This is a genomic window from Chthonobacter rhizosphaerae (genome assembly GCF_013839525.1).
Classification (GTDB): Bacteria; Pseudomonadota; Alphaproteobacteria; order Rhizobiales; family Pleomorphomonadaceae; genus Chthonobacter; species Chthonobacter rhizosphaerae.
Genome location: NZ_JACDIS010000011.1, coordinates 1 through 23,417, shown reverse-complemented (window position 1 = coordinate 23,417; position 23,417 = coordinate 1). Strand labels below are relative to the sequence as shown.

At 67.5% G+C, this 23,417-nt stretch carries 21 protein-coding genes and 1 pseudogene; 9 read left to right on the top strand and 13 right to left on the bottom strand.

Translation table 11 applies throughout. The features are described 5' to 3' along the window. Position 1: 1 nt before the first annotated feature. Both recF and gyrB read left to right on the top strand, forming a co-directional pair. Positions 2-1,114 carry a DNA replication/repair protein RecF gene (recF, locus tag HND91_RS17630; RefSeq protein WP_181707922.1) on the top strand — a complete coding sequence of 371 codons (1,113 nt, stop codon included), beginning with the start codon at positions 2-4 and terminating at the stop codon, positions 1,112-1,114. Between the two features lie 171 nt (positions 1,115-1,285). Continuing rightward, the gene (gene gyrB, locus HND91_RS17625; protein ID WP_181707921.1) at positions 1,286-3,715 is read left to right on the top strand and encodes a DNA topoisomerase (ATP-hydrolyzing) subunit B; all 2,430 of its coding nucleotides are present in this window, start codon (positions 1,286-1,288) and stop codon (positions 3,713-3,715) included. A gap of 309 nt (positions 3,716-4,024) precedes the next feature. Here gyrB and HND91_RS17620 read toward each other — a convergent pair whose 3' ends face one another. Both HND91_RS17620 and HND91_RS17615 read right to left on the bottom strand, forming a co-directional pair. Further along, complete coding sequence (locus tag HND91_RS17620; RefSeq protein WP_181707920.1) at positions 4,025-4,348, bottom strand: hypothetical protein; 324 nt, start codon at positions 4,346-4,348, stop codon at positions 4,025-4,027. Positions 4,349-4,815: 467 nt separating this feature from the next. Beyond that, positions 4,816-5,718 (bottom strand): LysR family transcriptional regulator, encoded by a 903-nt coding sequence (locus HND91_RS17615; protein ID WP_246329561.1) that lies wholly within the window; start codon positions 5,716-5,718, stop codon positions 4,816-4,818. A 93-nt stretch (positions 5,719-5,811) separates the two neighbouring features. Here HND91_RS17615 and HND91_RS17610 point away from each other — a divergent pair, with 93 nt between their 5' ends. Continuing rightward, positions 5,812-6,435 carry a glutathione S-transferase family protein gene (locus tag HND91_RS17610; RefSeq protein WP_181707919.1) on the top strand — a complete coding sequence of 208 codons (624 nt, stop codon included), beginning with the start codon at positions 5,812-5,814 and terminating at the stop codon, positions 6,433-6,435. A gap of 3 nt (positions 6,436-6,438) precedes the next feature. Then, the gene (locus tag HND91_RS17605; RefSeq protein WP_181707918.1) at positions 6,439-7,350 is read left to right on the top strand and encodes a pyridoxamine 5'-phosphate oxidase family protein; all 912 of its coding nucleotides are present in this window, start codon (positions 6,439-6,441) and stop codon (positions 7,348-7,350) included. A gap of 196 nt (positions 7,351-7,546) precedes the next feature. Here HND91_RS17605 and HND91_RS17600 read toward each other — a convergent pair whose 3' ends face one another. From HND91_RS17600 to HND91_RS17580, 5 genes are all read right to left on the bottom strand, one after another. Next, positions 7,547-8,320 (bottom strand): protein NO VEIN domain-containing protein, encoded by a 774-nt coding sequence (locus HND91_RS17600; protein ID WP_210272776.1) that lies wholly within the window; start codon positions 8,318-8,320, stop codon positions 7,547-7,549. Positions 8,321-8,400: 80 nt separating this feature from the next. Next, the gene (locus HND91_RS17595) at positions 8,401-9,048 is read right to left on the bottom strand and encodes a cysteine hydrolase family protein (RefSeq protein ID WP_181707917.1); all 648 of its coding nucleotides are present in this window, start codon (positions 9,046-9,048) and stop codon (positions 8,401-8,403) included. A 96-nt stretch (positions 9,049-9,144) separates the two neighbouring features. Further along, complete coding sequence (locus tag HND91_RS17590; protein WP_181707916.1) at positions 9,145-9,813, bottom strand: NAD(P)-dependent oxidoreductase; 669 nt, start codon at positions 9,811-9,813, stop codon at positions 9,145-9,147. Between the two features lie 70 nt (positions 9,814-9,883). After that, positions 9,884-10,357, bottom strand: a complete 474-nt coding sequence (locus tag HND91_RS17585) for an SRPBCC family protein (protein WP_181707915.1) — start codon at positions 10,355-10,357, stop codon at positions 9,884-9,886. 47 nt (positions 10,358-10,404) lie between these two features. Next, positions 10,405-11,268, bottom strand: a complete 864-nt coding sequence (locus tag HND91_RS17580) for an NmrA/HSCARG family protein (protein WP_181707914.1) — start codon at positions 11,266-11,268, stop codon at positions 10,405-10,407. Between the two features lie 108 nt (positions 11,269-11,376). On the opposite strand from HND91_RS17580, the gene HND91_RS17575 reads away from it, so the two are divergent. After that, positions 11,377-12,270, top strand: a complete 894-nt coding sequence (locus HND91_RS17575; RefSeq protein WP_181707913.1) for a LysR family transcriptional regulator — start codon at positions 11,377-11,379, stop codon at positions 12,268-12,270. A gap of 777 nt (positions 12,271-13,047) precedes the next feature. On the opposite strand, the gene HND91_RS17570 is transcribed toward HND91_RS17575, so the two are convergent. After that, positions 13,048-13,944, bottom strand: a complete 897-nt coding sequence (locus HND91_RS17570) for a LysR family transcriptional regulator (protein WP_181707912.1) — start codon at positions 13,942-13,944, stop codon at positions 13,048-13,050. 100 nt (positions 13,945-14,044) lie between these two features. Here HND91_RS17570 and HND91_RS17565 point away from each other — a divergent pair, with 100 nt between their 5' ends. Then, positions 14,045-15,151 (top strand): aldo/keto reductase, encoded by a 1,107-nt coding sequence (locus HND91_RS17565; RefSeq protein WP_181707911.1) that lies wholly within the window; start codon positions 14,045-14,047, stop codon positions 15,149-15,151. 48 nt (positions 15,152-15,199) lie between these two features. On the opposite strand, the gene HND91_RS17560 is transcribed toward HND91_RS17565, so the two are convergent. Continuing rightward, positions 15,200-15,997 carry an N-acyl homoserine lactonase family protein gene (locus tag HND91_RS17560; protein WP_181707910.1) on the bottom strand — a complete coding sequence of 266 codons (798 nt, stop codon included), beginning with the start codon at positions 15,995-15,997 and terminating at the stop codon, positions 15,200-15,202. A gap of 21 nt (positions 15,998-16,018) precedes the next feature. After that, a pseudogene (locus HND91_RS17555) lies at positions 16,019-16,438 on the bottom strand (SDR family oxidoreductase); the annotation flags it as partial. A 286-nt stretch (positions 16,439-16,724) separates the two neighbouring features. On the opposite strand from HND91_RS17555, the gene HND91_RS17550 reads away from it, so the two are divergent. Continuing rightward, positions 16,725-18,212 (top strand): MerR family transcriptional regulator, encoded by a 1,488-nt coding sequence (locus HND91_RS17550; RefSeq protein WP_181707909.1) that lies wholly within the window; start codon positions 16,725-16,727, stop codon positions 18,210-18,212. Positions 18,213-19,321: 1,109 nt separating this feature from the next. On the opposite strand, the gene HND91_RS17540 is transcribed toward HND91_RS17550, so the two are convergent. After that, a complete protein-coding gene (locus HND91_RS17540; RefSeq protein ID WP_210272775.1) occupies positions 19,322-19,876 on the bottom strand; it encodes a TetR/AcrR family transcriptional regulator in 555 nt (184 codons plus the stop codon). Positions 19,877-19,963: 87 nt separating this feature from the next. Between HND91_RS17540 and HND91_RS17535 the strand changes: the two genes are divergently transcribed. Then, complete coding sequence (locus tag HND91_RS17535; protein ID WP_181707908.1) at positions 19,964-20,707, top strand: SDR family NAD(P)-dependent oxidoreductase; 744 nt, start codon at positions 19,964-19,966, stop codon at positions 20,705-20,707. A gap of 386 nt (positions 20,708-21,093) precedes the next feature. On the opposite strand, the gene HND91_RS17530 is transcribed toward HND91_RS17535, so the two are convergent. After that, entirely contained in the window at positions 21,094-21,609 is a 516-nt protein-coding gene (locus HND91_RS17530; RefSeq protein WP_181707907.1) for a tellurite resistance TerB family protein, read from the bottom strand. A gap of 129 nt (positions 21,610-21,738) precedes the next feature. Between HND91_RS17530 and HND91_RS17525 the strand changes: the two genes are divergently transcribed. Further along, complete coding sequence (locus HND91_RS17525; protein WP_181707906.1) at positions 21,739-22,635, top strand: LysR substrate-binding domain-containing protein; 897 nt, start codon at positions 21,739-21,741, stop codon at positions 22,633-22,635. A gap of 82 nt (positions 22,636-22,717) precedes the next feature. Here HND91_RS17525 and HND91_RS17520 read toward each other — a convergent pair whose 3' ends face one another. Continuing rightward, positions 22,718-23,020 (bottom strand): hypothetical protein, encoded by a 303-nt coding sequence (locus HND91_RS17520; RefSeq protein ID WP_181707905.1) that lies wholly within the window; start codon positions 23,018-23,020, stop codon positions 22,718-22,720. Positions 23,021-23,417: the final 397 nt, after the last annotated feature.

Genomic DNA, 23,417 nt, shown 5'->3' with positions numbered 1-23,417 from the left:
GATGGACAGTCCCGCCCGCGTCTTCGTCACCGCCCTCCGGCTGACCGACTTCCGCAACCACGCCGCCTTCGCGCTCGCGCCGGGGCGCCGGTCGGTGGCGCTCGTCGGCGACAACGGGGTCGGCAAGACCAACTGCCTGGAGGCGATCTCCTTCCTGTCCCCCGGCCGCGGCCTGCGTCGGGCCGCCATGGCGCAGGTCGCCCGCATCGGCGGACCCGGCGGCTGGTCCGTGTCGGCGGACGTGGAGGGACTCTATGGGGCGGTCCGGCTCGGCACCGGCAACCTGCCGGACGAGCCGTCGCGCCTCGCCCGGGTGGACGGGGAGCCGGTCCGCTCCGCGGAAGCCTTCACCGATCATCTGCGGGTCCTCTGGCTGACGCCCGCCATGGACGGCCTCTTCACCGGCCCGGCCGCCGACCGGCGCCGCTTTCTCGACCGCATGGTGCTCGCCCTCGATCCCGGGCACGGCCGCCGCGTCGCCGGCCTGGAGCAGGCGCTGACGAACCGCAACCGCCTCCTGGAGGACCACCGGTCCGACCCGGCCTGGCTCGACGCCGTGGAGGCGCAGATCGCCGAGGCGGGCGTCGCCGTCGCGGCCGCCCGGCGCGAGGCGGTCGGCTGCCTGGAACGGCTGGTGGCCGCCGGTCCCGCGGCGGACCTCTTCCCGACCGCGCGCGTCAGCCTGGAGGGCGACCTGGAGGCGGCGCTCGACACCGGGTCGGCCTCCGACGTGGAGGACTGGTACCGGGCCGACCTCGCCGCCGGCCGCTCGCGCGACCGGGCCGCCGGGCGCACGCTCGTCGGCGCCCATCGGGCCGATTTCGTCGTCCACCACGCCGTGAAGGACATGCCGGCGGCCTTGTCGTCCACCGGCGAGCAGAAGGCGCTCCTCATCGGCCTCGTGCTCGCCCAGGCCCGCCTGGTGGCGGAACTCGCCCGGCAGACCCCCGTTCTCCTCCTCGACGAGGTGGTCGCCCACCTCGATCCGGGCCGGCGCGGGTCGCTGTTCGCGATCCTGTCCGACCTCGGCGGCCAGGTGTTCATGACCGGCACCGACCGGGCCCCCTTCGAGCCGGTTTCGGAGGCGACCGAGATCGTCGCCGTGACGGCCTGATTCGCACCCGGCGCCACCTTCTTGCGGATAACCGCCCCGAGACCGGTCCGGACGCCTCCAAAGGGCCTGATTTACAAGGGATTCTGCGGAAAATTCGGCCGTGTTGAACCGGCCGTCGGACCCCGGTAAGACGAGGGTCGCTCCATCTCGTAAGAAAGCGTGAGAATCGCGATGTCCGAACCCGCCCGCGTCACCGCCGAGGAGTACGGCGCCGAGTCGATCAAGGTCCTCAAGGGCCTCGACGCCGTGCGCAAGCGCCCCGGCATGTACATCGGCGACACGGACGACGGCTCCGGCCTCCACCACATGGTCTACGAGGTGGTCGACAACGCCATCGACGAGGCGCTCGCCGGCTGGGCCAACGAGGTGCGCGTCACCCTCAACGCGGACGGGTCCTGCACCGTGTCGGACAACGGCCGCGGCATCCCGACCGACATCCACAAGGGCGAGGGCGTGTCGGCGGCCGAGGTCATCATGACCCAGCTGCACGCGGGCGGTAAGTTCGACCAGAACTCCTACAAGGTGTCCGGCGGCCTGCACGGCGTGGGCGTCTCGGTGGTGAACGCCCTGTCGGTCTTCCTGAAGCTGCGCATCTGGCGCGCCGGCAACGAGCACCAGATCACCTTCACCCACGGCGTCGCCGATGCCCCGCTCGCTGTCGTCGGCGAGAGCGGCGGGCGCACCGGCACTGAGGTCACCTTCCTGCCGAGCCAGGAGACCTTCAAGGGCGTCGTCGAGTTCGACTACGCCACCCTGGAGCGGCGCCTGCGCGAGCTCGCCTTCCTGAACTCGGGCGTGCGCATCATCCTGACCGACGCCCGCGGCGTGGAGCCGAAGTCGGAGGAGCTCTTCTACGAGGGCGGCCTGGAAGCCTTCGTGCGCTACCTGGACCGGTCCAAGAAGCCGCTCATCGCCCGGCCGCTGACGGTCGCCACCGAGAAGGACGGCATCACCGTCGAGGTGGCGCTCTGGTGGAACGACAGCTACCACGAGACCGTGCTCTGCTTCACCAACAACATCCCGCAGCGGGACGGCGGCACCCATCTGGCCGGCTTCCGGGCGGCGCTCACCCGCCAGGTCACGTCCTACGCGGAGCAGAGCGGCATCACCAAGAAGGAGAAGGTGTCCATCACCGGCGACGACTGCCGGGAGGGGCTGACCTGCGTCCTTTCGGTGAAGGTGCCGGACCCGAAGTTCTCCAGCCAGACCAAGGACAAGCTCGTCTCGTCCGAAGTCCGCCCGGTGGTCGAGAGCGCCCTCAACGAGGCCTTCTCCACCTGGTTCGAGGAGCACCAGCCGGAGGCCCGCATCGTGGTCGGCAAGGTGGTCGAGGCCGCCGCCGCCCGCGAGGCCGCCCGCAAGGCGCGCGAGCTCACCCGCCGCAAGGGCGCGCTCGACATCGCCTCGCTGCCCGGCAAGCTCGCCGACTGCCAGGAGCGCGACCCGGCCAAGTCCGAGCTCTTCCTGGTGGAGGGCGATTCCGCCGGCGGCTCCGCCAAGCAGGGCCGCAACCGCGAATTCCAGGCGGTGCTGCCGCTTCGCGGCAAGATCCTCAACGTGGAGCGCGCCCGCTTCGACAAGATGCTGTCGTCGAACGAGATCGGCACCCTGATCACGGCGCTCGGCACCGGCATCGGGCCGGACGAGTTCGACGCCGGCAAGCTGCGCTACCACAAGATCATCATCATGACGGACGCGGACGTGGACGGCGCCCACATCCGCACGCTCCTCCTCACCTTCTTCTTCCGCCAGATGCCGGACCTGATCGAGCGCGGCCACGTGTTCATCGCCCAGCCGCCGCTCTACAAGGTCACCAAGGGCAAGTCGGAACAGTATCTGAAGGACGAGCGGGCGCTCGAGGACTACCTGATCGCGCAAGGGCTCGACGAGGCGGTGCTGCGGCTCGCCAGCGGCGAGGAGCGCGCCGGCCAGGATCTTCGCGCCATCGTGGATCGCGCCCGCCAGATCCGCTCCGTCCTCGACGGCCTCCACCACCGCTACGACCGGTCGGTGGTCGAGCAGGCGGCCATCGCCGGCGCGCTCAACGCCGAGATCCTCACCAATCCGGAGAAGGCCCGCGACGCCGCCGCCTACGTGGCGCGGCGGCTCGACATCCTCGCCGACGAGTTCGAGAAGGGCTGGACCGGCGAGGCCAACGAGGACGGGACCCTGGTGTTCCGCCGCACGGTGCGCGGCGTCACCGAGACCACCACCATCGACCCGGCGCTCCTCTCCTCCGCCGACGCCCGCAAGCTCGACGGGCACACCACCCACCTCCAGGAGGTCTACGGCAAGGCCGCGCATCTGCGCCGCAAGGACGGCGAACTGCCCGTCCGCGGTCCCCGCGCGCTCCTCGACGCCGTCTTCGCCGTCGGCCGCAAGGGCATCGCGCTTCAGCGCTACAAGGGTCTCGGCGAGATGAACGCCGAACAGCTCTGGGAGACCACCCTCGACCCGAACGTGCGCTCGCTCCTCCAGGTGAAGGTGTCCGAGGCCGTGGAAGCCGACGACATCTTCGACCGCCTCATGGGCGACGAGGTGGAGCCCCGCCGCGAGTTCATCCAGCTGAACGCCCTCAGCGTCAGCAACCTGGACGTCTGAGGCTCCTGTGCCTGAAAGCTGAGTTACTCCCCATGAAAGGAGAGTCACTCACCTGCGAAAGCACTTCAGTGCCCAGCCCTCCGAATTCGGAAAGCACTCTGTATCCGTATTTTTCTTCTCTATGAGCCGCTCAGCCTGCTAACGGCTCCGACGCAGTACGTCTTCGAGGGCGCACGTTTTGAACCAGTCTCGCAATCGGCGAGAGGTTTCGAGCCGCCTTTCGACCGCTGGCGGCAGTTCGAAAACTGCATACCGGCGCCGGGACACACCGGGTGCTGCCCAGGATGAAGTGGGGTCCCGCGCAGGGCGCTAGCTATCCCGATGCCCGGTCGCGCGGTTACCGGCTTGCTCACCGGACACGTTCGCGGGATAGCTTTCGGGCGCCTCCCGCGCCTCCCGCGCCTCCCAGGCTGCCCGCGCCATCTGCACGCAGGCCATCGCCTGCAAGAACGGCATATGCATTCCCCTTGCCGCGAGATACTCCCTTAGCTCGCCGGCGGCGACGAAATCAGTGCACCCTTCGACCCGGATGGGGATTGCGGTCGCGATGGGTTTTCCGCCGGAAGATCCCGACACAGCGACCTGGGGGCTGCGAGCAAGGTCGGACGACACGGGATCTTTGGGCGCGGTCATCGTCAGCTCTCTCATCGTGGCACCCCCGCACGCGGAGCACCGCGGCCCAAGGGTCCAGAACATTAGAATTCGCCGGCGCGGCGCCGTCGATCAACCGTCGGTCATCGGTGGGTCCTCGATGAGGTTGCGTCGTCGCAAACCCGACGTTGCCGACGATCCGCCGATGACCATCCCCTCGAAGCCGCCCGCCCGCTACGGCGCAACAGAAGGCGCGCGTGCGGGCGGCTTCGCTGCCGTTAAGTTACGCCACCCGATGGGACACGACCGCTTGCCGACGACCTCGAGTCCCTGACGAGCCTGGCCTGCATTCCTTCGGCGAACCCGGGAGCGCCCAACTTCAACGTACAGGAACCTTCGCCGGGCTTGGTGACCGTCAGCCGTCACTTCGCCGACAGGGACGTCGCCAATGCCTAGCGCATCCGGCAGCCGAGCGACGCGAGCCCTTCGAAGACGCCCCGCAACTTTCGTCACTCGTGCAGGGCGCCGAGCCGGCCGAAGCTCTCGACCGCGTGGTCCACGAACGCCCGAACCTTGGACGCCAGGACGCGGCCGCTGGGCAGCACGATGTGGACCGGCAAGGGAGCCGGCTCGTGCGCGGCCAGAATGCGGACGAGCCGGCCGGCGGCGACGTCGTCGCGGACCTGATACGATAGCGCGCGCGTGATGCCGAAGCCTGCACGGGCGGCCTGGAGCGCTGCCTCCACCTCGTTGAAGCGTATACGGGGCGAGACCCGCACGCCGACCGTACGGGGGCCATCCCCGAAGCTCCAATCGGCGCTGAACGAAACGGCCCCGGACATCACGATCTGGTGGGAGGCGAGGTCGGTCGGGTGGGCCGGAACGCCGTGAGACTCCAGATACTCGGGCGCGGCGACGAGCACCCGCCGGACGACGCCGACCTTGCGGACGACGAGACCCGTCGACTCCAGCAGGCCGATGCGGACCGCCGCGTGCAGCCGCTCCTCGATCAGATCGAGGTTGCGGTCGTGCAGCATCAGGTCGACGTCGATCCCCGGATGCGCGGCGAGGAAGGACAGCACGACGGGCGTGACGTGGCGTCGACCGAACACGACGGGCGCGGTGATCCGCAACGTCCCGCGCAGGGGTGCATCGGCGGCGATGGATACGGCCCCGTCGTAGTCGGCTAGGATGCGGCGCGCCTGCTCGACGAGGACCAGGCCGGCGTCGGTCGGGGCAAGGCGGCGCGTCGTGCGTTCCACGAGCCGGATCCCGAGCCGCGCCTCCAGGCCGGCGAGCATCCGGGTCACGGCCGGCGGCGACCGCTTCAGGCGACGGGCAGCGCCCGCCAGACTGCCGGTGTCCACGATCGCGACAAGCACGTCAAGTTCGTCGAGGCGATCCATCATCATTCCGCAAAGTGGAATTCTGTCTTCGCCTTGTCGCCCGTTTCGTCCGCAAGGCGCAAGTGCGACAACGGGGGCCCGACCAGCGAGGAGCTTTTAATGGCCTCCCAGGACATCACTCTCTACGGCGTTACCCTGTCCGGACACTCTCACCGCGTTCGTCTGATGCTGCGGGCCCTCGGCCTGTCTTTCCGCTTCGTCGAAGCGGACCCGTCGATGCGCCGGTCGCCCGAATACCTCGCCATGAACCCGCTCGGCCAAGTGCCGGTGATGCGCGACGGCGACGTCGTGCTCGCCGACAGCAACGCCATCCTCGTGTGGCTCGTGAACACCCGCGCTCCTCGATCCCGTTGGCTGCCGAACGATCCGCTCGGGGCGGCCAACGTGCAGCGCTGGCTGTCGCTGTCGGCCGGCGAGTTGCGCTACGGCCCCGCTCTGGCGCGCGTCTCGAAGGTGTTCGGCGCGCCGATCGACGAGGCGGCGGCGACAGCGAACGCCAGGCGATTACTGACCTTCATGGACGGTCACCTCGACGGACGTGAGTACCTTGCGGCCGACCACCTGACGATCGCCGACGTCGCGATGCACACATACGTCGCCCACGCGCCCGAAGGCGGCATCTCCCTCGAGCCCTATCCGAACGTGAGGCGCTGGCTGGGGCGGGTCGCGGTGGAGCCCTGGTTCGAGCCGATGCCGGCTTCCCCCGTCCCGGAGCTTGCGTGAGCCATGAATGCCTCGCCCTTCCACCCCGGTGAGTTGATGGCCCAGGCGCTCGCGGGAGGTGGCTCCGGCGGAGCCGCCATCCGCGACTTCATGCCCGACCAGCACCGGCAGTTCTTCGCGCTGCTACCCGCCCTGTTCGCCTGCCTCCCCGACACCGATGGACATCCCATTGCCACCGTCCTGACCGGCGCTCCCGGCTTCGTGACGAGCCCGGACGAGCGGACGCTGCGCGTCGCTGCGATGCCGTCGCCCGGGGACCCGGCACACGGACTGCTGCGGCCGGGCACCCCGGTGGGGCTGCTCGGCCTCGAGTTCGAGACGCGCCGCCGCAACAGGGCCAACGGCACCGTGACGGACGCCGATGGTGACGGATTCACCGTCGCCGTTCGGCAGAGCTTCGGAAACTGCGCGAAGTACATCCAGACCCGGCGGCTATCGCCGGGCCCGACCGCGACAGCCGATGCTGTCTCTACAACGGGCCTCGACCCCGCGGCAGCGGCGCTGATCGGCGAGGCCGACACGTTCTTCGTGGCGAGCCGGTCGGCGTTACCGGACCGAGATGCCGGAGGGCTGGACATCTCCCACCGGGGCGGCCGTCCCGGCTTCGCGCGGATCACGGACGGCCGGCTCGAAATTCCCGACTTCCGAGGCAACCGCTACTTCGACACGCTCGGCAATCTGCTCGAGGATCCCCGCGCGGGGCTGCTCTTCCTGGATTTCGAGAACGGCGACCTCGTGCACGTGCAGGGCCTCGTCCAGATCTCCTGGGAGCGGACCAGCGATGCACCCGAAGGCGCCGAGCGGATCTGGACCGTTGATGTCAAACGGACGATTCGACGGCCCGCCGCAATGCCCCTGCGCGGCGCTTTTGACGCCTTTGCTCCCACCACGCTACAGACCGGGGACTGGTCATGACTGAGCAGGTCGCCCATCCTAAGCCACCCGGCAGCGATGCGACATGACGGTTCGGTTTGCTTCGAGGTCTCCAAAGTTAGCTGGCCATGCCCCCTTCGAATTGCTGCGCGTGCTCTTGTTTATCGTCCCGGATTGCCCGCCCGTCCTCGGCGTTCCGGCGCCCGAGAATGCCGAGAGTATGGAGGCGATCTAACGCCTAGAACGACGCCACCCACGTTGCGGGTGAAAGCTTCACCCGCTCGTCGAGTGCGGGCATGAAGCTGAAGACCTTCGGCGCGTGTCCGAACTCGAACACCCGATAGATCCTCCAAGCGTCGGGCTGTTCTCGGGAGAGCGCCTCCTCGTTCCGGGTGAGATAGAAGGGCGTGGTGCGATCGCCGCGCGTGGTCTTGACCTCGATCAGGGTCTCGCGACCGGTTTCCGGATCGAAGAACCTGACGTCGTATCCCGCCCCATCACCGTCCAGGTCCGCGACCCAGCATACCTTGCGCATGAGATCCGCTCTGTCGGCGTCGAACAGGCGGCGTTGTACCACCTCGAGCACGAACTCCTCGCCGGCACGGCCGAGCGCCCGGTTCCGTTGATCGCGTTCACCGGGATCGAGCTTCCGCACAAGGCGGTCAAGGACTCTATTGGGGCGACTCGGGCGTCGTTCGGGGGGCGGCACGAAGACGTCCGCCGTGGGTGCGGCGACCGGAGCATATTCCGACGGGCTATCGATCTCCACCGGGACTCGGGTCAAGTGCTGCTCGACCTCGACTATCAACGCGTCCTGATAATTGTAGCGCGGCTTGTAGCCCCGAAGCCAAGGCAGCCCGAGTTCCGCCAGGACCGCACTGATGTTCTGGTGCTTGAACTCGATCGATCCGGCCGATCTGCCCGTCACGGCCCGGAGACCACGATTGTGCGCGCGCTTGTTAAGCGGGTGCCCAGCGATCTCGTCGGCCAGCATGGCGAAGTAGTCGGCCACCACCGCGCCGTCCAGTCCGGACCAGCTTCCGCGCAGCTAGGCCTGTTCTCCCTGTCTATCCCGGCACGTACCCCACGACACTAGGGCGACCGCCCCTCCATCGCGGAAATCATTTCCACTGAACCCGCCACGATGGCGTCCCCCATGAACCTGATGTTCGCAACCGAGCGCGCGGCCGCCTCGGCGTGCCCCCCGGCGCAGGCATCCTCGACTACGACAGGAATCAGGCCGAGGTCGGCTCCATGCCGCACCGTCGGTTCGATCCCGACCTCCATGACCGCGCCGCAGATCGCGAAGGACACAAGCCCGCAATCACGCAGCACGAAAGCCAGGGGCGTTCCCTCGACAGCGGAGAAGGTGAGCTTGTCGAGCACGGCCTCGTCCTCGCGGGGAGCAAGCTCGGGCACGATCGCGAATCCCGGCGAGTCCCTCAGGAACCAGGGACGGACCCCTTCGGGATCCGTCGTCCGCTGCCACGCCATCGCCTGCCGCATCTGAAACGCGCCCATCAGCTTCGTCGGCATCGACATGTGGCGGAGAAAGACGACGCGGAAGCCGCCGGATCGGGCGGCCTCGAGTACTTGGCCTATGCGCTCGACGATCGCGGCTCCGTTCGCCAGTTGCGAGACAATGCCCACCTGCATGTCGTAGACAACCAGGGCCATCCTGTCGCGGCGGCAGACGTCCCCGAGCCCGCTGTCGATCCGGATTCCGTTTAAGGTCGTCATGTCGTGCTCCTGATGATCGATGCAGATTGGCGGCCGCCGACCGGTGTGCAACCGAGACGGGAGGTCCGTCGGTCGCGCCGCCGAGCGTCCGATCGCTCACCAGGTGATCAGCGGAGATTTGCGGAGCCAGTCGGCCTCGCTCACCTGATCGACGACGAAGCGCGCAACGTCCGCCCGCGAGACGGTCCCGCCATGGAAGCCGGAGAGATCCGTCAAGGCCCGAACAGCGCCGCGCCCGGGTTTGTCGTTGAGGATGGCGGGGCGCACGAGCGTCCAGTCGAGCCCGCTGTGGCGAATGACCTCCTCCTGGCGGTTCTTATCCGCGTAGACTTTGCGCAGAAGCAGCGGGAAGATCAGGCGGTCGAAGAGAAACCCGCCGTGGCCGACGCTATCGCCCGCGCCGATGCCGGTGATGGCAACGAGCCGGGAGACCCTTTCGGCCTTCATGGCGTTCACGATCGCCCGAGTCGCCGTCGAGAGAAGCGTGACCTCCCGCAACGGGCTCGCCGGCGTGCCGAGCGCGCTCACGACGGCGTCCCGTCCCTGGAGCGCCACGCGCACGGCCGCTTCGTCGCGGGCGTCGCCGATGGCGAGAGTCGCACCGTCCATCCCGCGCGCCTTCTCGGGCGAGCGGACGAACGCCACGACGTCCCAACCGCGAGACACTGCGTCGGCGACGATCAGGCGGCCTGTGGGTCCCGTGGCGCCGAGGACGAGAATTTTCGGCGCCGTCGCGGCCCGGGTGTTCGAGATCGAAGATGACATGGTCCTGGTCCTTGCATCGTGGAACGGGGCTGCGGGACGCCGCCCCTGTTCGACTTCTCGGATGGCGGGTTCAGAGGCGGCCTTCGGCCACCAGGTCGCGGGTGCGCTTCAGTGTGGAGAGGAGAGCCGCCCGATAGCCCTTGTCGCTGTCGAACAGTGCTTGCTCGGCCTGCTCCTCGGGGCCGTTCGGCTGCCCGTCCCGGAGGCCGAGGTAGCAGTAGAAGCGGAGTTGCAGGGCTCCGGTCGCGTCCTCATAGAGTTCGTTGACGATCGCTCCCTCGCGCGGTCCGGTCGCCTGGAAGAAGGTGACCTTCCGTTCGGGCTCCAGGGTGATGATCTCGCGGATGTCGGCGCCGCCGATGGTGGCCTCGCGGACGAAGTGGGTGGCGCTTTCCTCCACCACGTCGCAGCGGGTGCAGAGACCTGGCGGAAGAAAGAGACGGGCGTCGCGTGCCTTGAGTTCGAGGCCGGCCCAGACCTGGGCGCGCGTCAGTCGGGGTTCGCCCGTCGGATTCACGGGGATGGTTGCCGTGGAGTAGATCATGGTCGCAGCTCCTGTTCTCGATGGAGGGTTGGTGGGCGTCGCGGCGGTCAGGCCGCGATCTCGGCGACGAAGTCGCGGTAGCCGCGCAGCGGGCGACCGAGGAGGGCGGTGAGGCGGGCGACGTCGCCGGGTTCCGGCAGCATGCCGTCGGTGACGAAGCGCTCGCCCATGAGGCGCATGTCGTAGGCCATCCAGGGCGGCATGAACCCGCGGAGGGTCTGTTCGAAGGCAGCCGGGTCCTCGCCGGGGTAGGCGACGAGGCGGCCGAGGACCTCGCTCCAGATCCCGGCGACTGAAGGACCCGTGAGGACGTCGGGGCCGACGAGGTTGATCCGGTCCAGCGGAAGCGCAGCCGCCGACCGCTCCCGCCGGATCAGTTCGAGGGCTGCGATCTCCGCGATGTCGCGGGTGTCGATCATCGCCAGGCCCTTGCCGCCCACGGGCATGGGGTAGACGCCGTAGTTCCTCACGGCGTCTCGGATCATCAGGTCGTTCCGCATGAAATAGGCAGGCCGCAGGATCGTCGCGCCGAAGCCCATGGCCTCGATCATGGGCTCGACCCCGAACTTGCCTGCGAAGTGAGGCACGTTCACGTAGACGTCGGCGTGAATGACAGAGAGGTAGACGACCCGCTCGATCCCGGCCTCCCGAGCGAGATTGAGCGTCAGCAGCGCCTGCGTGAATTCGTCAGGCACGACGGCGTTCAGCAGGAAGAGCGTGGAGACGCCCGAGAGCGCGCTCCGGAGCGCATCGACGTCGATGAGGTCGCCCTTCGTGACGACGACCCCGGCGGGGAGATCGGCCTTCGCCGGGTTTCGGACGAGCGCCCGAACGTTGGCGCCGCGTTTCACGAGGTGTTCGACGACGGTGCGGCCGACGGTACCCGTGGCGCCGGTGACGAGGATGGTCATGAGGATCACTCCGTTGGGTGGTCAGAAGACACCCTGAAGATCGGTGATCCACATTCAGCCCGATAGACGCTATATTTGGACGGAGCGTCTCACCGATGGAACGAACCAATGGACCTCCTCGCGCTTGCGGATTTCAATCTGGTGGCGCGGCATGGCGGCTTCGGCCGCGCCGCGCGCGCGGCAGGACGGCCGAAGGCGACCCTCTCCCGGCGCGTTGCCGAGTTGGAGGCGGCCTTGGGACTGCGGTTGTTCGAGCGCGGGTCACGGACCCTGAAGCTCACGGAAGAAGGCCGGATACTCTCCGCGCGCACAGGTGCGCTCCTGACCGAACTGGATGAAACGGCAGCGGCGATCGCGGCAGGCGGCGCCCGTCCGCGCGGGCCGCTGCGCATCAGCGCGCCGCTGCTGTTCTCGCAGACGGCAATGGGCAGATTGGCGGCCGGGTTCGCGCTGAAGCTTCCTGAGGTTCGCCTTGAGGTGACGACCGAGGATCGGGCTGTCGACATGATCGAGGAGGGCTACGACCTCGCCATCCGCGTCAATCCCGATCCGGACGAGAGCCTCGTCGGACGGGTGTTCCTGCGGGATCGACTGGTGGTCGTCGCGCACCCTTCCATCCGGCGACCGGACGAGAAGACCAGGGTTCCAGCGGTGGTCCGCGGGACGGGTGGTCCGGCCTCGGATTGGGAGGTCAGGTCAGCAGACGGACGGTTGCCTATCGGGGTCGAACCGGTACTGCATCTCTCCTCGCTCGTCATGGTCCGGGACGCAGTGCGGGCCGGCGTCGGGGCCGCACGCCTTCCGATATCGCTCGTCAGCCACGACCTTGCTTCCGGCGCGCTGGCAAGCTGGGGCGAGGTCGACGCTCCGGAGATCGCCCTTTGGACACTCTACCCGTCGCGTCGCCTGCTGAGCGCACGGGTTTCCGCCTTTCTCGATCACCTCAAGGAGGCGTTCCCCAACGGGACTCCGGACGAATTGGCGGCCTACGTCGAAGGCTAGGCCACCCCGGATGGGCGACGCGGAGGCGTTGGCGATTAGCCTCCTCGGTCCGCCCGGGCTTGAACGAAACCGAGTTCTCGGCTGCTTGCCTCGCAGTCGAAAAATGCAGGCGTGGTTGTAGGTAGGCCCACGCCCCTCCGGTCTCGGAGGCTCTGTTCCTGGTTGGCCGCGGCTGTGGCGAGCCTGTCGAACCCTCGACGATCCTGGCGCGCCGCGCCGCTGGGTCGTCCGTAGGTATCGTCGATCGACGAACGCTCCGGGTGATCCGAACCCGGAGTTGACCGATGTTCACGACCAAACGCATCCGGCATTGACCGACAGACGACCCCCCGGCCGATCGCCGTGATCGGCGCGATTCTCTTCCTCAACGTCGTCGGTATGACGTTGATCATTCCGGTCCTGCCCTTTCTCGTCGGAGCCTACGCGGCCCCGGACAGGGTTGTTCTCCATGTCGGCCTAATCGTATCCGCCTACGCCTTGTGCGCCTTCCTGGCCGCGCCAAACCTCTGCCGCGAGCGACCGTTGGGGCCGCAGACCCAACATTCTCCTTTCCCTGATCGGCCGCGTCCAGGGAGCGAACCAGGCGCAGCAGTCGCTGGCCAGGATGCTCGGTCCGCTCGTTCCGGCTGCCCTGTGGCCGATGAGTCTCAGCGCGCCCTACTGGGCGGCTGCCGCGGTAGCCGCGATCGGATTGGTCGCCCTGCTTCACCGCTCGACGGCGACCAACCGATTACCAGACCGCTAGACGCCATGACGATGCGCGGCCCTGCGGGTGCATCACGCTGCGGTTTCTCGCAGGGCGTCGATAAGGGCGCGCAACGCCGGCGGCACCTGCCGCCGGCTTGAATGGTAGAGCCGGAGACCTGGAAACATCGGACAGTACTCCGCCAGGACCTGGACAAGGCGCCCCGCAGCGACGTCCTCGGCGACGTCATGCTCGATCATGTAGCCGAGCCCCGCGCCGGCGCGCACTGCGGCAGCCACGAGGGGGCCGTTGTTGGTGATGAACTGGCCACCGGGGCGCACGTTGACGTCACGTCCCCCGACTGTGAACTCCCAAGGGAGTAGACCGCCGCTCGTCTGAAGGCGGTAGTTGATGCAGACGTGACGACGGAGATCGTCCGGGGTTTCGGGCTTAGGGTGGCGCTCGAAGTACTCAGGCGTGCCGACGACGACGGTGCGCAGGTCGGGACCGATCCTGACCGCGATCATGTCCTTCGCTACGGTCTCGCCGAATCGGATCCCTGCATCGAAGCCGGCGTCGACGATCTCCGTCAGCGCGTCATCGACGTCGATCTCCACGTTCACGTCCGGGTGGGCGAGCAGAAAGGCCGGAAGCTTCCGCCGGAGCACGGTATCTGCGGCGTAGGAAAAGGTGGTCAGGCGCACCGTGCCGGACGGCTTCTCCCGCCAGTCGGCGAGGCCCTTCAGACCCTCTTCGATCTCGGCGAGGGCGGGGGTCAGCGATCGCAGCAGTCGCTCGCCGGCCTCCGTCGGGGAAACGCTGCGGGTCGTGCGCGCGAGAAGGCGCACGCCCAGCCGCGCTTCTAGCCCGCGCATCGCATGACTGAGTGCCGATGCCGACATTCCGAGCCGAGCGGCCGCCCGAGTGAAGCTGCGCTCGCGGGCGATCGCCTCAAAGGCAAGCAGATCGTTGAGTTCAGTCCGCTGCATTCATGCATGCTGCTCACAAGCGCATGCGAGCGGCAAGCCATAATCGTCGGCGACAGAAACTCCTATCTCCGGCATCGACCAACTCGCATGGAGCATTCCGATGACAATGACGGATTATCGTTCGCTCGGCCGCTCGGGCCTTCTCGTCAGCCCGCTTGCGCTCGGTGGGATGACCTTCGGCGCCGGGCGTTGGGGATCGGGATTGGAACAGTCGCGCGCCGTGTTCGACGCCTATGTCGAGACCGGAGGCAACTTCGTCGACACCGCCGACATCTATGCGGGCGGACGAAGCGAGGAGATGGTCGGGACCTTCGTCCGTGAGACGGGGCTGCGCGATAGCCTCGTGATCGCGACAAAGGCCGGGTTTGCGCGCAGCCAGGACGGCAACCCGCACAGCGGCGGCAACGGTGCCAAGGCCATCCGGGCCGGGATGGAAGGATCGCTCCGCCGCCTCGGCACCGACTACATCGACATGTACTGGGTACACGTCTGGGATCGCGTCACCCCTGCCGAAGAGGTGTTGCGGACGCTCACCGATGCGGTCAGCGCCGGCAAGATCCTGCACTACGGCTTCTCGAACACGCCGAGCTGGTATGTCGCCAAGATCGCGACGATGGCCGAAGGCCACGGTCTTCCCGTCCCGATCGGGCTTCAGTACCAGTACTCCCTCCTCGACCGCGGCGTCGAACTCGACGTCCTGCCCGCCGGGCGCGAGTTCGGACTCGGTATGGTGCCCTGGAGCCCGCTCGGCGGCGGACTGCTGACGGGCAAGTACGGGCGCGAGATGCTGGGCGAGGCAAGTCGCCCTGGAGAGCTTCCCGACAAGGAGAGGCCGACGGGGGGCGAGGCGAGCGGGAGCACAGAACGGCTGAAAGGCGAAAACCCATTCGGCGGCATGCTGTTCACAGAGCGGAATTTCGACGTGGTGGATACGCTCCGAGCGATCGCGGGCGAGATCGGCCGCTCGATGGCTGAGGTCGCGCTGGCCTGGGTTGCTTCCCGCGAGGGGGTTTCGTCCGTGTTGATCGGGGCAAGCCGCGCCGAGCAGGTTGCCCAGAACATCCGCTCGCTCGACATCGCTTTGACGGAGGAACAGGAACGGCGTCTCGGCGAGGTCAGCGCCCTGCCTCTGCTCAACCCCTATTTCATCTTCCAGCTGCCCTCCGAGATGCGCTTCGGCGTCTCGTCCGCAAGGGGTTGGCGGTAGACGGTAGGCGTGCGGCGGTCCGTGGCCCGGCGCTCCGGACCGCCGTCTTTACCAGCCGAAAATGGCGCGTCCCGCGGGCACGGCAGTGGCGTGACCGGGATCATGGTTGATCCAGAGTTCTGCGTCCTCCTCGCGCACAAGATCGACGATCCGCTCCATCGACCGCCGCGACGCCTCGGCATCCGCGTTCATGGTGGGGACGTAGCGGTGCTCGAGGTTGAATGAGGAATGAGCGACATCCCCCGACAGGACGATCGCTCGGCCACCCTGCGTCCGCACCAACAGTGACGCGTGCCCCGGCGTGTGGCCCGGCGTCGCGATCACGCTTACGGAGCCGTCGCTGAAAAGGTCGCGATCGCCATCGAGGAGCAGCAGCCGCGCATCGCGCAGCCCCTCGTAAAGCTCCGGGCGGTAGCCATGGCGGGCCGCATCGGGACCAACCATGGCGTCGAACTCGGCGCTCTGGAGGACCCAGGTCGCATGTCGGAAAAGCGCCGCGTTGCCCACGTGGTCGAAGTGTCCGTGCGAGAGGATCACCGTGCCGATGTCGTCCGGCACCACTCCGATCTCCTGGAGTTGCGAGCGGAGCGTCCGCGGGAGGATCCCGCGAAGGCCATGGGCGATGATCCGCCCCTCCGGTTCCAGCGCCAGTTCGTCCGGCATACCGGTGTCCCAGAGGGTCCATTCTCCCGCACGCCGAATGAGGTAGGCGTTGCAGGGGAGCGTGATGGGCTCGCCCTGAAAACGGCCCGGCGTGTAGATGGATCGGTCGGCTGCTAAGGCGAAGCCCGCCTCCAGGCGGTAGATCGACTCGACTGTTCCGGGTTGTTCGCGGTCCAGTGACATCGGTCGACTCCTCCGAGATTGTCAGATTCCCTGCCCGCCCGAGACCTCGATCCTTTGGGCGTTCACCCAGCGGTTCTCCTCGGAGAGCAGGCTTGCGATCATCGGACCGACATCGTCCGGCACGCCGACGCGGCCGAGAGCGGTCATCCCGGCGAAGAACTGGTTGTATTCCGGCGTGTCCCGAACCGCGCCGCCGAAAAAGTCCGTCTCGATCGCGCCGGGGGCGACGCAATTGACGGCGATGCCGCGGGCACCAAGTTCCTTGGCCATGTAGACCGTGAGCACCTCGACCGCGCCCTTCGCCGCCGCGTTAGCGGACCAGCCCGGCGCCGAGACGCGGGTGAGCCCGGTGGACAGGTTGACGATCCGGCCGCCGTCGTTGATCAGCGGCAGCAACGACTGCGTCAGGAAGAAGACTCCCTTGAAGTGCACGTCGACGAGGGCGTGCGGACGGCCGCTTGGAGAAACGACGGACATCTGCCGATGCACCTGCGGCAAAGACCTCCGGAAGTACGTTCCCGAGCGGCTGAAGGACAGCGACCTGAATTGGGAGCGCTACTGCCTCTACCGACTCGGTCTCGGCTTCAGGGTCAAGATCCCGTTCCTTGATGCCGTAACGCTGGGCGCGGCAGGCGTAATGGCCCAACAACTGGGCCTTGCCGCCCGTGCGGCAGGCAGGTCGACGGGACCCAAAGCTCCAGGATTAGTGGAAGCCTGTCGGAACGGCATGATCTTCGCGGCGGGCGGTCCGGACGGGATTCGGCGCTTGCTGGATCGCCTGCTGGCGAGAAGGAATGGCAACAAGAACAGTACCGGTTACAGGCGGCTGCTCGATTGGGCCGAGGGCCACGTCGAACGCTATGGGCGGGAATCGGCCGTGGAGCCGCTCATCGCGGTTATCGAGAGGCACTACGTCGATACTATCCCGGCCACGCCGTCGACGAAGCTTCTCGGTCGGGGCCCCGCGGGGTTCAAGTTCCTGGGCGTGATGGTCGCGGCGGCCGAACTCGGCGTCAACGCAGCAGCCGTCCACCGTCTCGTGAACCGATCCCGAACCGACCTGTTGCAGGACCTGAAACAAGGCCGAATCCCGGTCGAGGAAATGGCGGATCTGCGTCGGCTGAACGAGGACGCCATCGACGGGGTCCGCCTTGCCGAGTTCTTCCGGATCAGCCGGAAGACATTCGACGAATTGCTGGCCTCCGGCCTGCTCGACGGCCTGCGGATCTCCGACGCCGGCCACGCACGCTACTCGCGCGCTGCCGCCGAAGAGTGGCTCGCGGAGCTCGCCGGATCGGCGGTCGTGATGGAGTCCTGCCCGGACGGTTGCGTCGGCCTTGTAAACGCCACGCATCTTGCATGGATCGGCGACGTCATACGGATGGTCGCGGAAGGCGCCGTGCCCGTCGTCGGCCGGATCGTCGACCTCGGGCTTCGCGGGTTGTTGGTCAGGCGCGCCGAGGTGAGACGGCTGGCGCAGGGGGAAGCATCCGCGGATTTCATCTCCGCCGTCGATGCGGCCGCCCTCCTGGGGGTGAGTGACAGTTGGGTCGAACGGCGTTGTTCGGGCCCCGATCCGCTCTTCGCACGCAAGGGCGGACGTGGAGCGAGAGGAACCTATGCGCGGATCGACGTCGAGACCTTCGCCCGGTCCCATCGTAGCCTTGCGCAGGCGGTGGCGGAGTACAAGCTTCCTCGCAAGCAGATCCTTGCCCGCCTGAATGCCTCCGGCGTTAAGCCGACGGTGACCGGCGCGAGGCCAGATGGGACTTGGTTCAGGTCCGCGGACCTGCGTGAGGCGCTGGCATCTCTTGGTGCTTCGGACCGCCCGTCAGTGCCGAGGACGCGCAAGCCGCGCTGCCATGCGGTGGCCTCCGAAGACGGCTGGGTCCCGCTCGCGGACGCCGCAGCCGCGCTTGGCGTCAGCAAAAGCCAGCTACTCAAAATGCTCGACGCAGAGGACGTCCCGTTCGCCGTCGAAAGGACGGAGGGCGGGCACCGTAGAATCGCGAGGCGCAACGTCGCGAACTTCGTACGGGATCACGTCTCGCTTGCTAGAGCTTGCGGAGGAGCCAGTCTCCGCGTGGGAAAGGCTTTGGACCTGTTGCGCAGCCGACACGTGGAGCCCGTCTGGCGGGGACCGCCCAAGCTTGCTTTCTACCGAAGGAGCGAGCTGGAGCCGTTGATGCAGGAGTTGCTGGCGCTGACGAGGTAGCGGGTCGGCTGGGCGTGACCTAGCCAGTCGTAGTCGGGACGGAAATGGATAACACGGCGCGGACACGATCAACGCTTCGAGCCGAGGAGCACCGGGGTGCGTGATCATTCCTTGCCCCGCCTGCGGATCGACAGCGCTTGGCAACTTGGCGTCAATTCACGTGGCATCAGCCGCAAACTTCGTTGGTCGCGCGGCATGCCCTACCGTCGAACAAAGCGCTGATTCACAAGCAGCAAAATTCGAGGGGTGCCAAAACGCCGTACCTTAGGTGCTTTCAGTATTCCGGGTCTTGCGGGTGAAAGTGCTATTACACGGCATAAACTCAGCTTTCATGAAAACAGGCAAGAAACCCGGAAAACCGGGAAAATGGCAGGAAGGAACTCAGCTTTCAGGCACAGCTCCTGTTGTCGTGCAGTGCCGAAGTTTGACTCTGGACCCCCGGTTGTTTGACTCCGATGGGCGAGAAGTCTGACTCTGCAATGCTACGCGCCTGAGTTGCAATAGCCGCGGCTGTCTCCAGCCCCTGCGGCCATTCACTCCTTTTCGACCGTGTGCGGGGCTATTGCGGTATCCAGATCGCGGAAGTTTCGTCCCCCATAAGGAACCGCCCTGCCCCCGAGGGCCTCGATGCCGACCCATGCGCATACGACGGCGTCGAGCCTGTCTTCGAACGCCTTCAATCCCGCGCCCCTCACATTCGGCCCTGGAAGGGGAAGCGCCGCTGCGACCCGATATCCGGTCATCGGGCCCCGCGGCCTCGCAGATGCGAATCCTGCACGGGGCCCGTGCCGTTCTGAGGCAGGATCAACCCGGTCGTCCAGCCGGGGCGGTCTGCCAGTCCACCTACGGCCATGTCCCGCCCATCCGGGGAGAGGTGGTCAGGCGGCTGTCCCTGGAGATGACTTGCATCGGCAGGACCGTCTGGAGCCTGCCTCCGGCATCGGTATACGAGGTAAGGATCCCGAGGGCAGGACGCGACGCTGCGAGTCATGCAGGCTGGCGATCGTAAGTTCGACGCACGTCCGTTGCGTCCACGGCTTCGTAGGATTCCAAGGGACTGACGGCGCAGTCCGGAATCTGATCCGGTCCGGTCATCGCGTTCCGAACGCCTACCGAACAACCATGCCTTCGGTGAACATGTCCACCAGGTGGGAGATACGGACCTTTGACGACGTGTGCTGCCCGGTAGCGAGCGAGATCGCAGTCGCTACGCAGACCAAATCGTCGAAGGTGACGTCCAACCGAACAACGCCTGCCCTTTGAGCCCGCTCCAGGAGGCGCAGACCTTCCTTGGAGGTCGCGGCACATCCGGGCGTCCCGACCTGAAGGACCGTCCCAAGAGAGGCGGCCAGGCCGCGGTAGACGTTGGTGTGTTGCACCAGCTCCTCAAGATAGAGCCGCAGGGCGCTGACGGGATCGAGCTCTGCATCCCGACGTCGGCTGGTCTCCGCGAACGTCTCGAACCGGGCGCTGTAGGCCGCCGCGAGAAGGTCCTCCCGGGTCGGGAACCGACGATAGAGCGTCGCAACGCCCACGCCGGCGCGCTTCGCAACCTCATCCAGAACGACGTTCGCGCCGCGTTCGAGAAACACCTCCTCCGCCGCTGCGAGGATGCGTTCCCGGTTCCGCTGCGCGTCGGCTCGCAAGGTTGCGTCGTCCTTCAAGATAGCTGCCCCAGAAACGGACTTGCGAAGTGGAGGATATCTCCATATAGGAAGTGGAGCAACTCTCCACTTGTCAGGATAGGGATGATGGCAAAGCGGTTCGACGGCAAGGTCGTGGTGATCACGGGCGGGACGGATGGCATCGGCCTCGCAACGGCCAGGGCCTTTGCGGCGGAAGGGGCCCGCGTATACATCACCGGCCGCAATGGAGCGCGCCTTGAGGACGCGGTCACGGACATTGGCAATGGCGTCGTGGGTGTCCAGGGCGACGTAAGCAACCCCGGAGATCTCGACCGCCTGTATGCCCGGATCGGGGAAGATCACGGTCGCGTGGACGTCGTATACGCCAACGCGGGGGTGTCCGAGTCGGCGCCCATCGGCGGCATCGAGGACGATCATTTCGACCGCGTGTTCGCCATCAACGTCAAGGGCACTGTCTACACCGTGCAGAAGGCCCTGCCGCTGATGTCGATCGGCGGTTCCATCGTGTTGGCGGGATCGGGTGCAGGGAGCAAGGGTTTCCCCAGCCTTTCCGTCTACAGCGCCACGAAGGCCGCGATCCGGTCCTTCGCGCGCACCTGGACAGCCGACCTGAAAGGCAGAGGCATTCGGGTGAACGTGGTTTCGCCGGGCATGGTCTTGACCCCGGCGATGGCAACCTATCTGCGGGACAACGACGAAGCGGAGGAGTGGATGAAGGGAGCAATCCCGTTCGGCAGGCTGGCCGAGGCCGATGAAGTGGCAAGGGCGGTCTTGTTCCTGGGATCCGACGAAAGCAGCTTCATCGGTGGAGCGGAGATGATGGTCGACGGAGGCTTTGTGGCTGTGTGACGCCCTTGCGCTTGATGAGGATCCCGAAGTCCGGACAGTCCACTAGGCTTTGAATCCGGCGGAGAGCGGGAGTGTCGTCGTCATACAGGCATTTGGCGTACGCTCGGGCGGAAAGCCCGCCTGCCACCCTGCCGCTACTCTCAGTCCTATAGGAGCGGATCTGAAGCTTAGATTTCGCCTACAACCCCCGGAATTCGAAGAGTCAGGCTTCTCCGCTAAACACCCCCGGCAGAGTCAATCTTCTTGCGCAACGGAGCCAAACTTCGGCTCCAGAATCGGCCTGTTTCGGGGGTCCAGAGACAAACTTTGGCACCGCACGACATCCGCATCCCCTCCCGCGGGGCCGGCCGGCCGGTCGGTCCGGCGGCCGCCCGCGCGGGGGCGCGTCAGCTGCGCACGCCGGTCGCCAGCTCCACCCGGTAGTTCGGCGCGTTGTGCGGGTGGCTCTCGTCCACGAAGATGGACCGGTCGTTCTTGGCCATCAGCACGTCGAAGAAGGGCGCGAACCGCTCGTCCGGGATGCCGAACGCATGCTGGATCCGGCCGATCAGCTGCTGCTCCTCCGGCTCCGCCTCGCCGTCCGACATGGCGCTGTCCACGAGGTTGAGGAGGATCGACATGCGCTGGGCGTCGCTGAGGAGCGGCGTCACGTCGGCGAGGAAATGGTCGATCGGCTTCGTGCGGGCGATCCGGACCGCCTGGTCGAGCAGCGCGCGGTTGTTGGCCCCGACGCCGATGCTGCCGCCCTCCTTGGCGCCGCCGAGCACGCTCAGGAGATGGCCGATCTCCTCGTTGTCCATCTCGCCGTCAGCGCCCATCACGTAGATGAGGCAGGTCGCGAAGGCGAGGTGCGGCGTCATCTTCTGGCCCTGGTCGGATTTGAAGCGGTCGAACAATCCCATCGGTGATCCTCCGTGAAATGACCGGCGGCCGTTGCCGCCGCCACGGTCCATATGGGATCGCCGCCGACCGCCATTGAGCCGCAGGCTCCAATGGGGCACATTGACGGCGTCAATGGATGAGATCCCGTCATGGCTCCGCCGCCCCCGTTCGACCTTGAGGTTCTGCGCACCTTCGTGGCCATCATCGACACCGGCAGCTTCACCCGCGCCGCCGGCCGGGTCGGCCTCACCCAGTCGAGCGTCAGCCTCCAGATCCGCCGCCTGGAGCGCGGCCTCGGCAAGGCGCTGTTCAGCCGGGAGGGCCGGACGGTCCACCTGACGGTCGAAGGCGAACTCCTCGCCGACTACGCCCGGCGCATGCTCCGCCTCGGCGACGAGGCGCGGGAGCGCCTGAGGGCGGAGGAGGTGGCCGGCACGGTGCGGCTCGGCACGCCGGAGGACTTCGCCACCGTCCACCTGCCGGACGTGCTCGCCCGCTTCGCCCGCGCCCATCCCAAGGTGGCGCTGGAGGTGAACTGCGACTTCACCGTCCACCTGCTCGACGGCTTCGCCAAGGGCGCCTACGACTTGATCCTGTTCAAGCGCGAGCCGCAGGGCCGCGCCGAGGGCCTGCACGTCTGGGAGGAGATCCTGGAATGGGTGGCCTCGCCGCGCCTCGCCGAACCGGCCGGCGGCCCGCTGCCCCTGGTGCTCGCGCCGCAGCCGGACGTCTACCGCCGGCGCGCCATCGCGGCCCTCGACGCGGCCGGCCTCGGCTGGCGGATCGCCTTCACGAGCCCCAGCCTCGCCGGTCTCCAGGCGGCCGTGGAGGCCGGCCTCGGCATCACGGTCCTGCCGCGCGAAATGGTGCCGCCCAGCTTCCGCCGGATCGGAGCGGCCTTCGGCCTGCCGGAGCTGCCGCCGACCGAGATCGTCCTCCGCCACGCCGCGCCGACGCCGTCGCCCGCCGCGGCCAGGCTCGGCGAGCACATCGTCCAGTCGCTGGAGGCGGCCCGCCAGGCCATCGCCGGTCCCGGAACCGGCTGAGGTCCGGCACGGCGCGCAAAATCGCCACCCATTGACGCCGTCAATGGGTCGGATCGGCGAACCCGGTCCTTCGGGAGGTCGGTCAGACCGCGCCGGCGGCCGCCAGGGCGGAGTCGATCGCCGTCGCGCAGCCCGGCGCCACATCGCCGATGGCCGTCTGGGCGTCGGTCATGCCGATCGCCACCGAGACCGCGGTCGTGAAGCCCCAGACCGGATCGGCGAGGGCGCGCTCCGCCAGCTCCGGGCCGGCCGCCCGCACGCACTCGGTCACCTGGCCCACCACGGCGGCGGGCACCTGCGCGTCCTCCATGGCGCTCCGGATGTCGGCGAGCGCCGGGTCGACCACGAGGAAGAGAAAAAGCGAGACGAGGAAGTCCTGGATCATCGGAAGGCTCCGCACCAGGCCGCCGGACGGCAGAACCGCCCTCGGCCGTCGCAAGGGATGGGAAGCGGTCCGACATGACGGTGCTTGCGACGGCAGCCGCCAGAGGGGCCCGGACCTTCGGACAGGCCTCAGATCGGGTGTCGAACGGCATCCGTCAAGGCCGCGGTCACGCCTGCGCGCCGGGTGCGGCATCGGGACGATCCGGAGCGCCGTCGCCCCCGGCCGCTCGCCCGTGTGACCTCGGTCACGGAAGCCGGGTCGGGACGTCGGCATTGTCCATCCATCGGCGGACGAAACGACCGGCCGAAACGACCCGGACCTTGAACCACCATCAACCCCACTGACACAGAAGGATGACCATCATGACCCCCTGGCACGCCGCTTTCGGTTCCGAAGT

Coding starts and splice junctions, on each gene's coding strand:
- HND91_RS17575 (WP_181707913.1), top strand. CDS start 11,377: ATGGACCTCCTCGCGCTTGCGGATTTCAATCTGGTGGCGCGGCATGGC.
- HND91_RS17570 (WP_181707912.1), bottom strand. CDS start 13,944: ATGCAGCGGACTGAACTCAACGATCTGCTTGCCTTTGAGGCGATCGCC.
- HND91_RS17590 (WP_181707916.1), bottom strand. CDS start 9,813: ATGTCATCTTCGATCTCGAACACCCGGGCCGCGACGGCGCCGAAAATT.
- HND91_RS17580 (WP_181707914.1), bottom strand. CDS start 11,268: ATGACCATCCTCGTCACCGGCGCCACGGGTACCGTCGGCCGCACCGTC.
- HND91_RS17610 (WP_181707919.1), top strand. CDS start 5,812: ATGGCCTCCCAGGACATCACTCTCTACGGCGTTACCCTGTCCGGACAC.
- HND91_RS17615 (WP_246329561.1), bottom strand. CDS start 5,718: ATGATGATGGATCGCCTCGACGAACTTGACGTGCTTGTCGCGATCGTG.
- HND91_RS17595 (WP_181707917.1), bottom strand. CDS start 9,048: ATGACGACCTTAAACGGAATCCGGATCGACAGCGGGCTCGGGGACGTC.
- HND91_RS17520 (WP_181707905.1), bottom strand. CDS start 23,020: ATGATCCAGGACTTCCTCGTCTCGCTTTTTCTCTTCCTCGTGGTCGAC.
- HND91_RS17620 (WP_181707920.1), bottom strand. CDS start 4,348: ATGACCGCGCCCAAAGATCCCGTGTCGTCCGACCTTGCTCGCAGCCCC.
- HND91_RS17560 (WP_181707910.1), bottom strand. CDS start 15,997: ATGTCACTGGACCGCGAACAACCCGGAACAGTCGAGTCGATCTACCGC.
- HND91_RS17525 (WP_181707906.1), top strand. CDS start 21,739: ATGGCTCCGCCGCCCCCGTTCGACCTTGAGGTTCTGCGCACCTTCGTG.
- HND91_RS17535 (WP_181707908.1), top strand. CDS start 19,964: ATGGCAAAGCGGTTCGACGGCAAGGTCGTGGTGATCACGGGCGGGACG.
- recF (WP_181707922.1), top strand. CDS start 2: ATGGACAGTCCCGCCCGCGTCTTCGTCACCGCCCTCCGGCTGACCGAC.
- HND91_RS17530 (WP_181707907.1), bottom strand. CDS start 21,609: ATGGGATTGTTCGACCGCTTCAAATCCGACCAGGGCCAGAAGATGACG.
- gyrB (WP_181707921.1), top strand. CDS start 1,286: ATGTCCGAACCCGCCCGCGTCACCGCCGAGGAGTACGGCGCCGAGTCG.
- HND91_RS17605 (WP_181707918.1), top strand. CDS start 6,439: ATGAATGCCTCGCCCTTCCACCCCGGTGAGTTGATGGCCCAGGCGCTC.
- HND91_RS17565 (WP_181707911.1), top strand. CDS start 14,045: ATGACAATGACGGATTATCGTTCGCTCGGCCGCTCGGGCCTTCTCGTC.
- HND91_RS17585 (WP_181707915.1), bottom strand. CDS start 10,357: ATGATCTACTCCACGGCAACCATCCCCGTGAATCCGACGGGCGAACCC.
- HND91_RS17550 (WP_181707909.1), top strand. CDS start 16,725: ATGATCTTCGCGGCGGGCGGTCCGGACGGGATTCGGCGCTTGCTGGAT.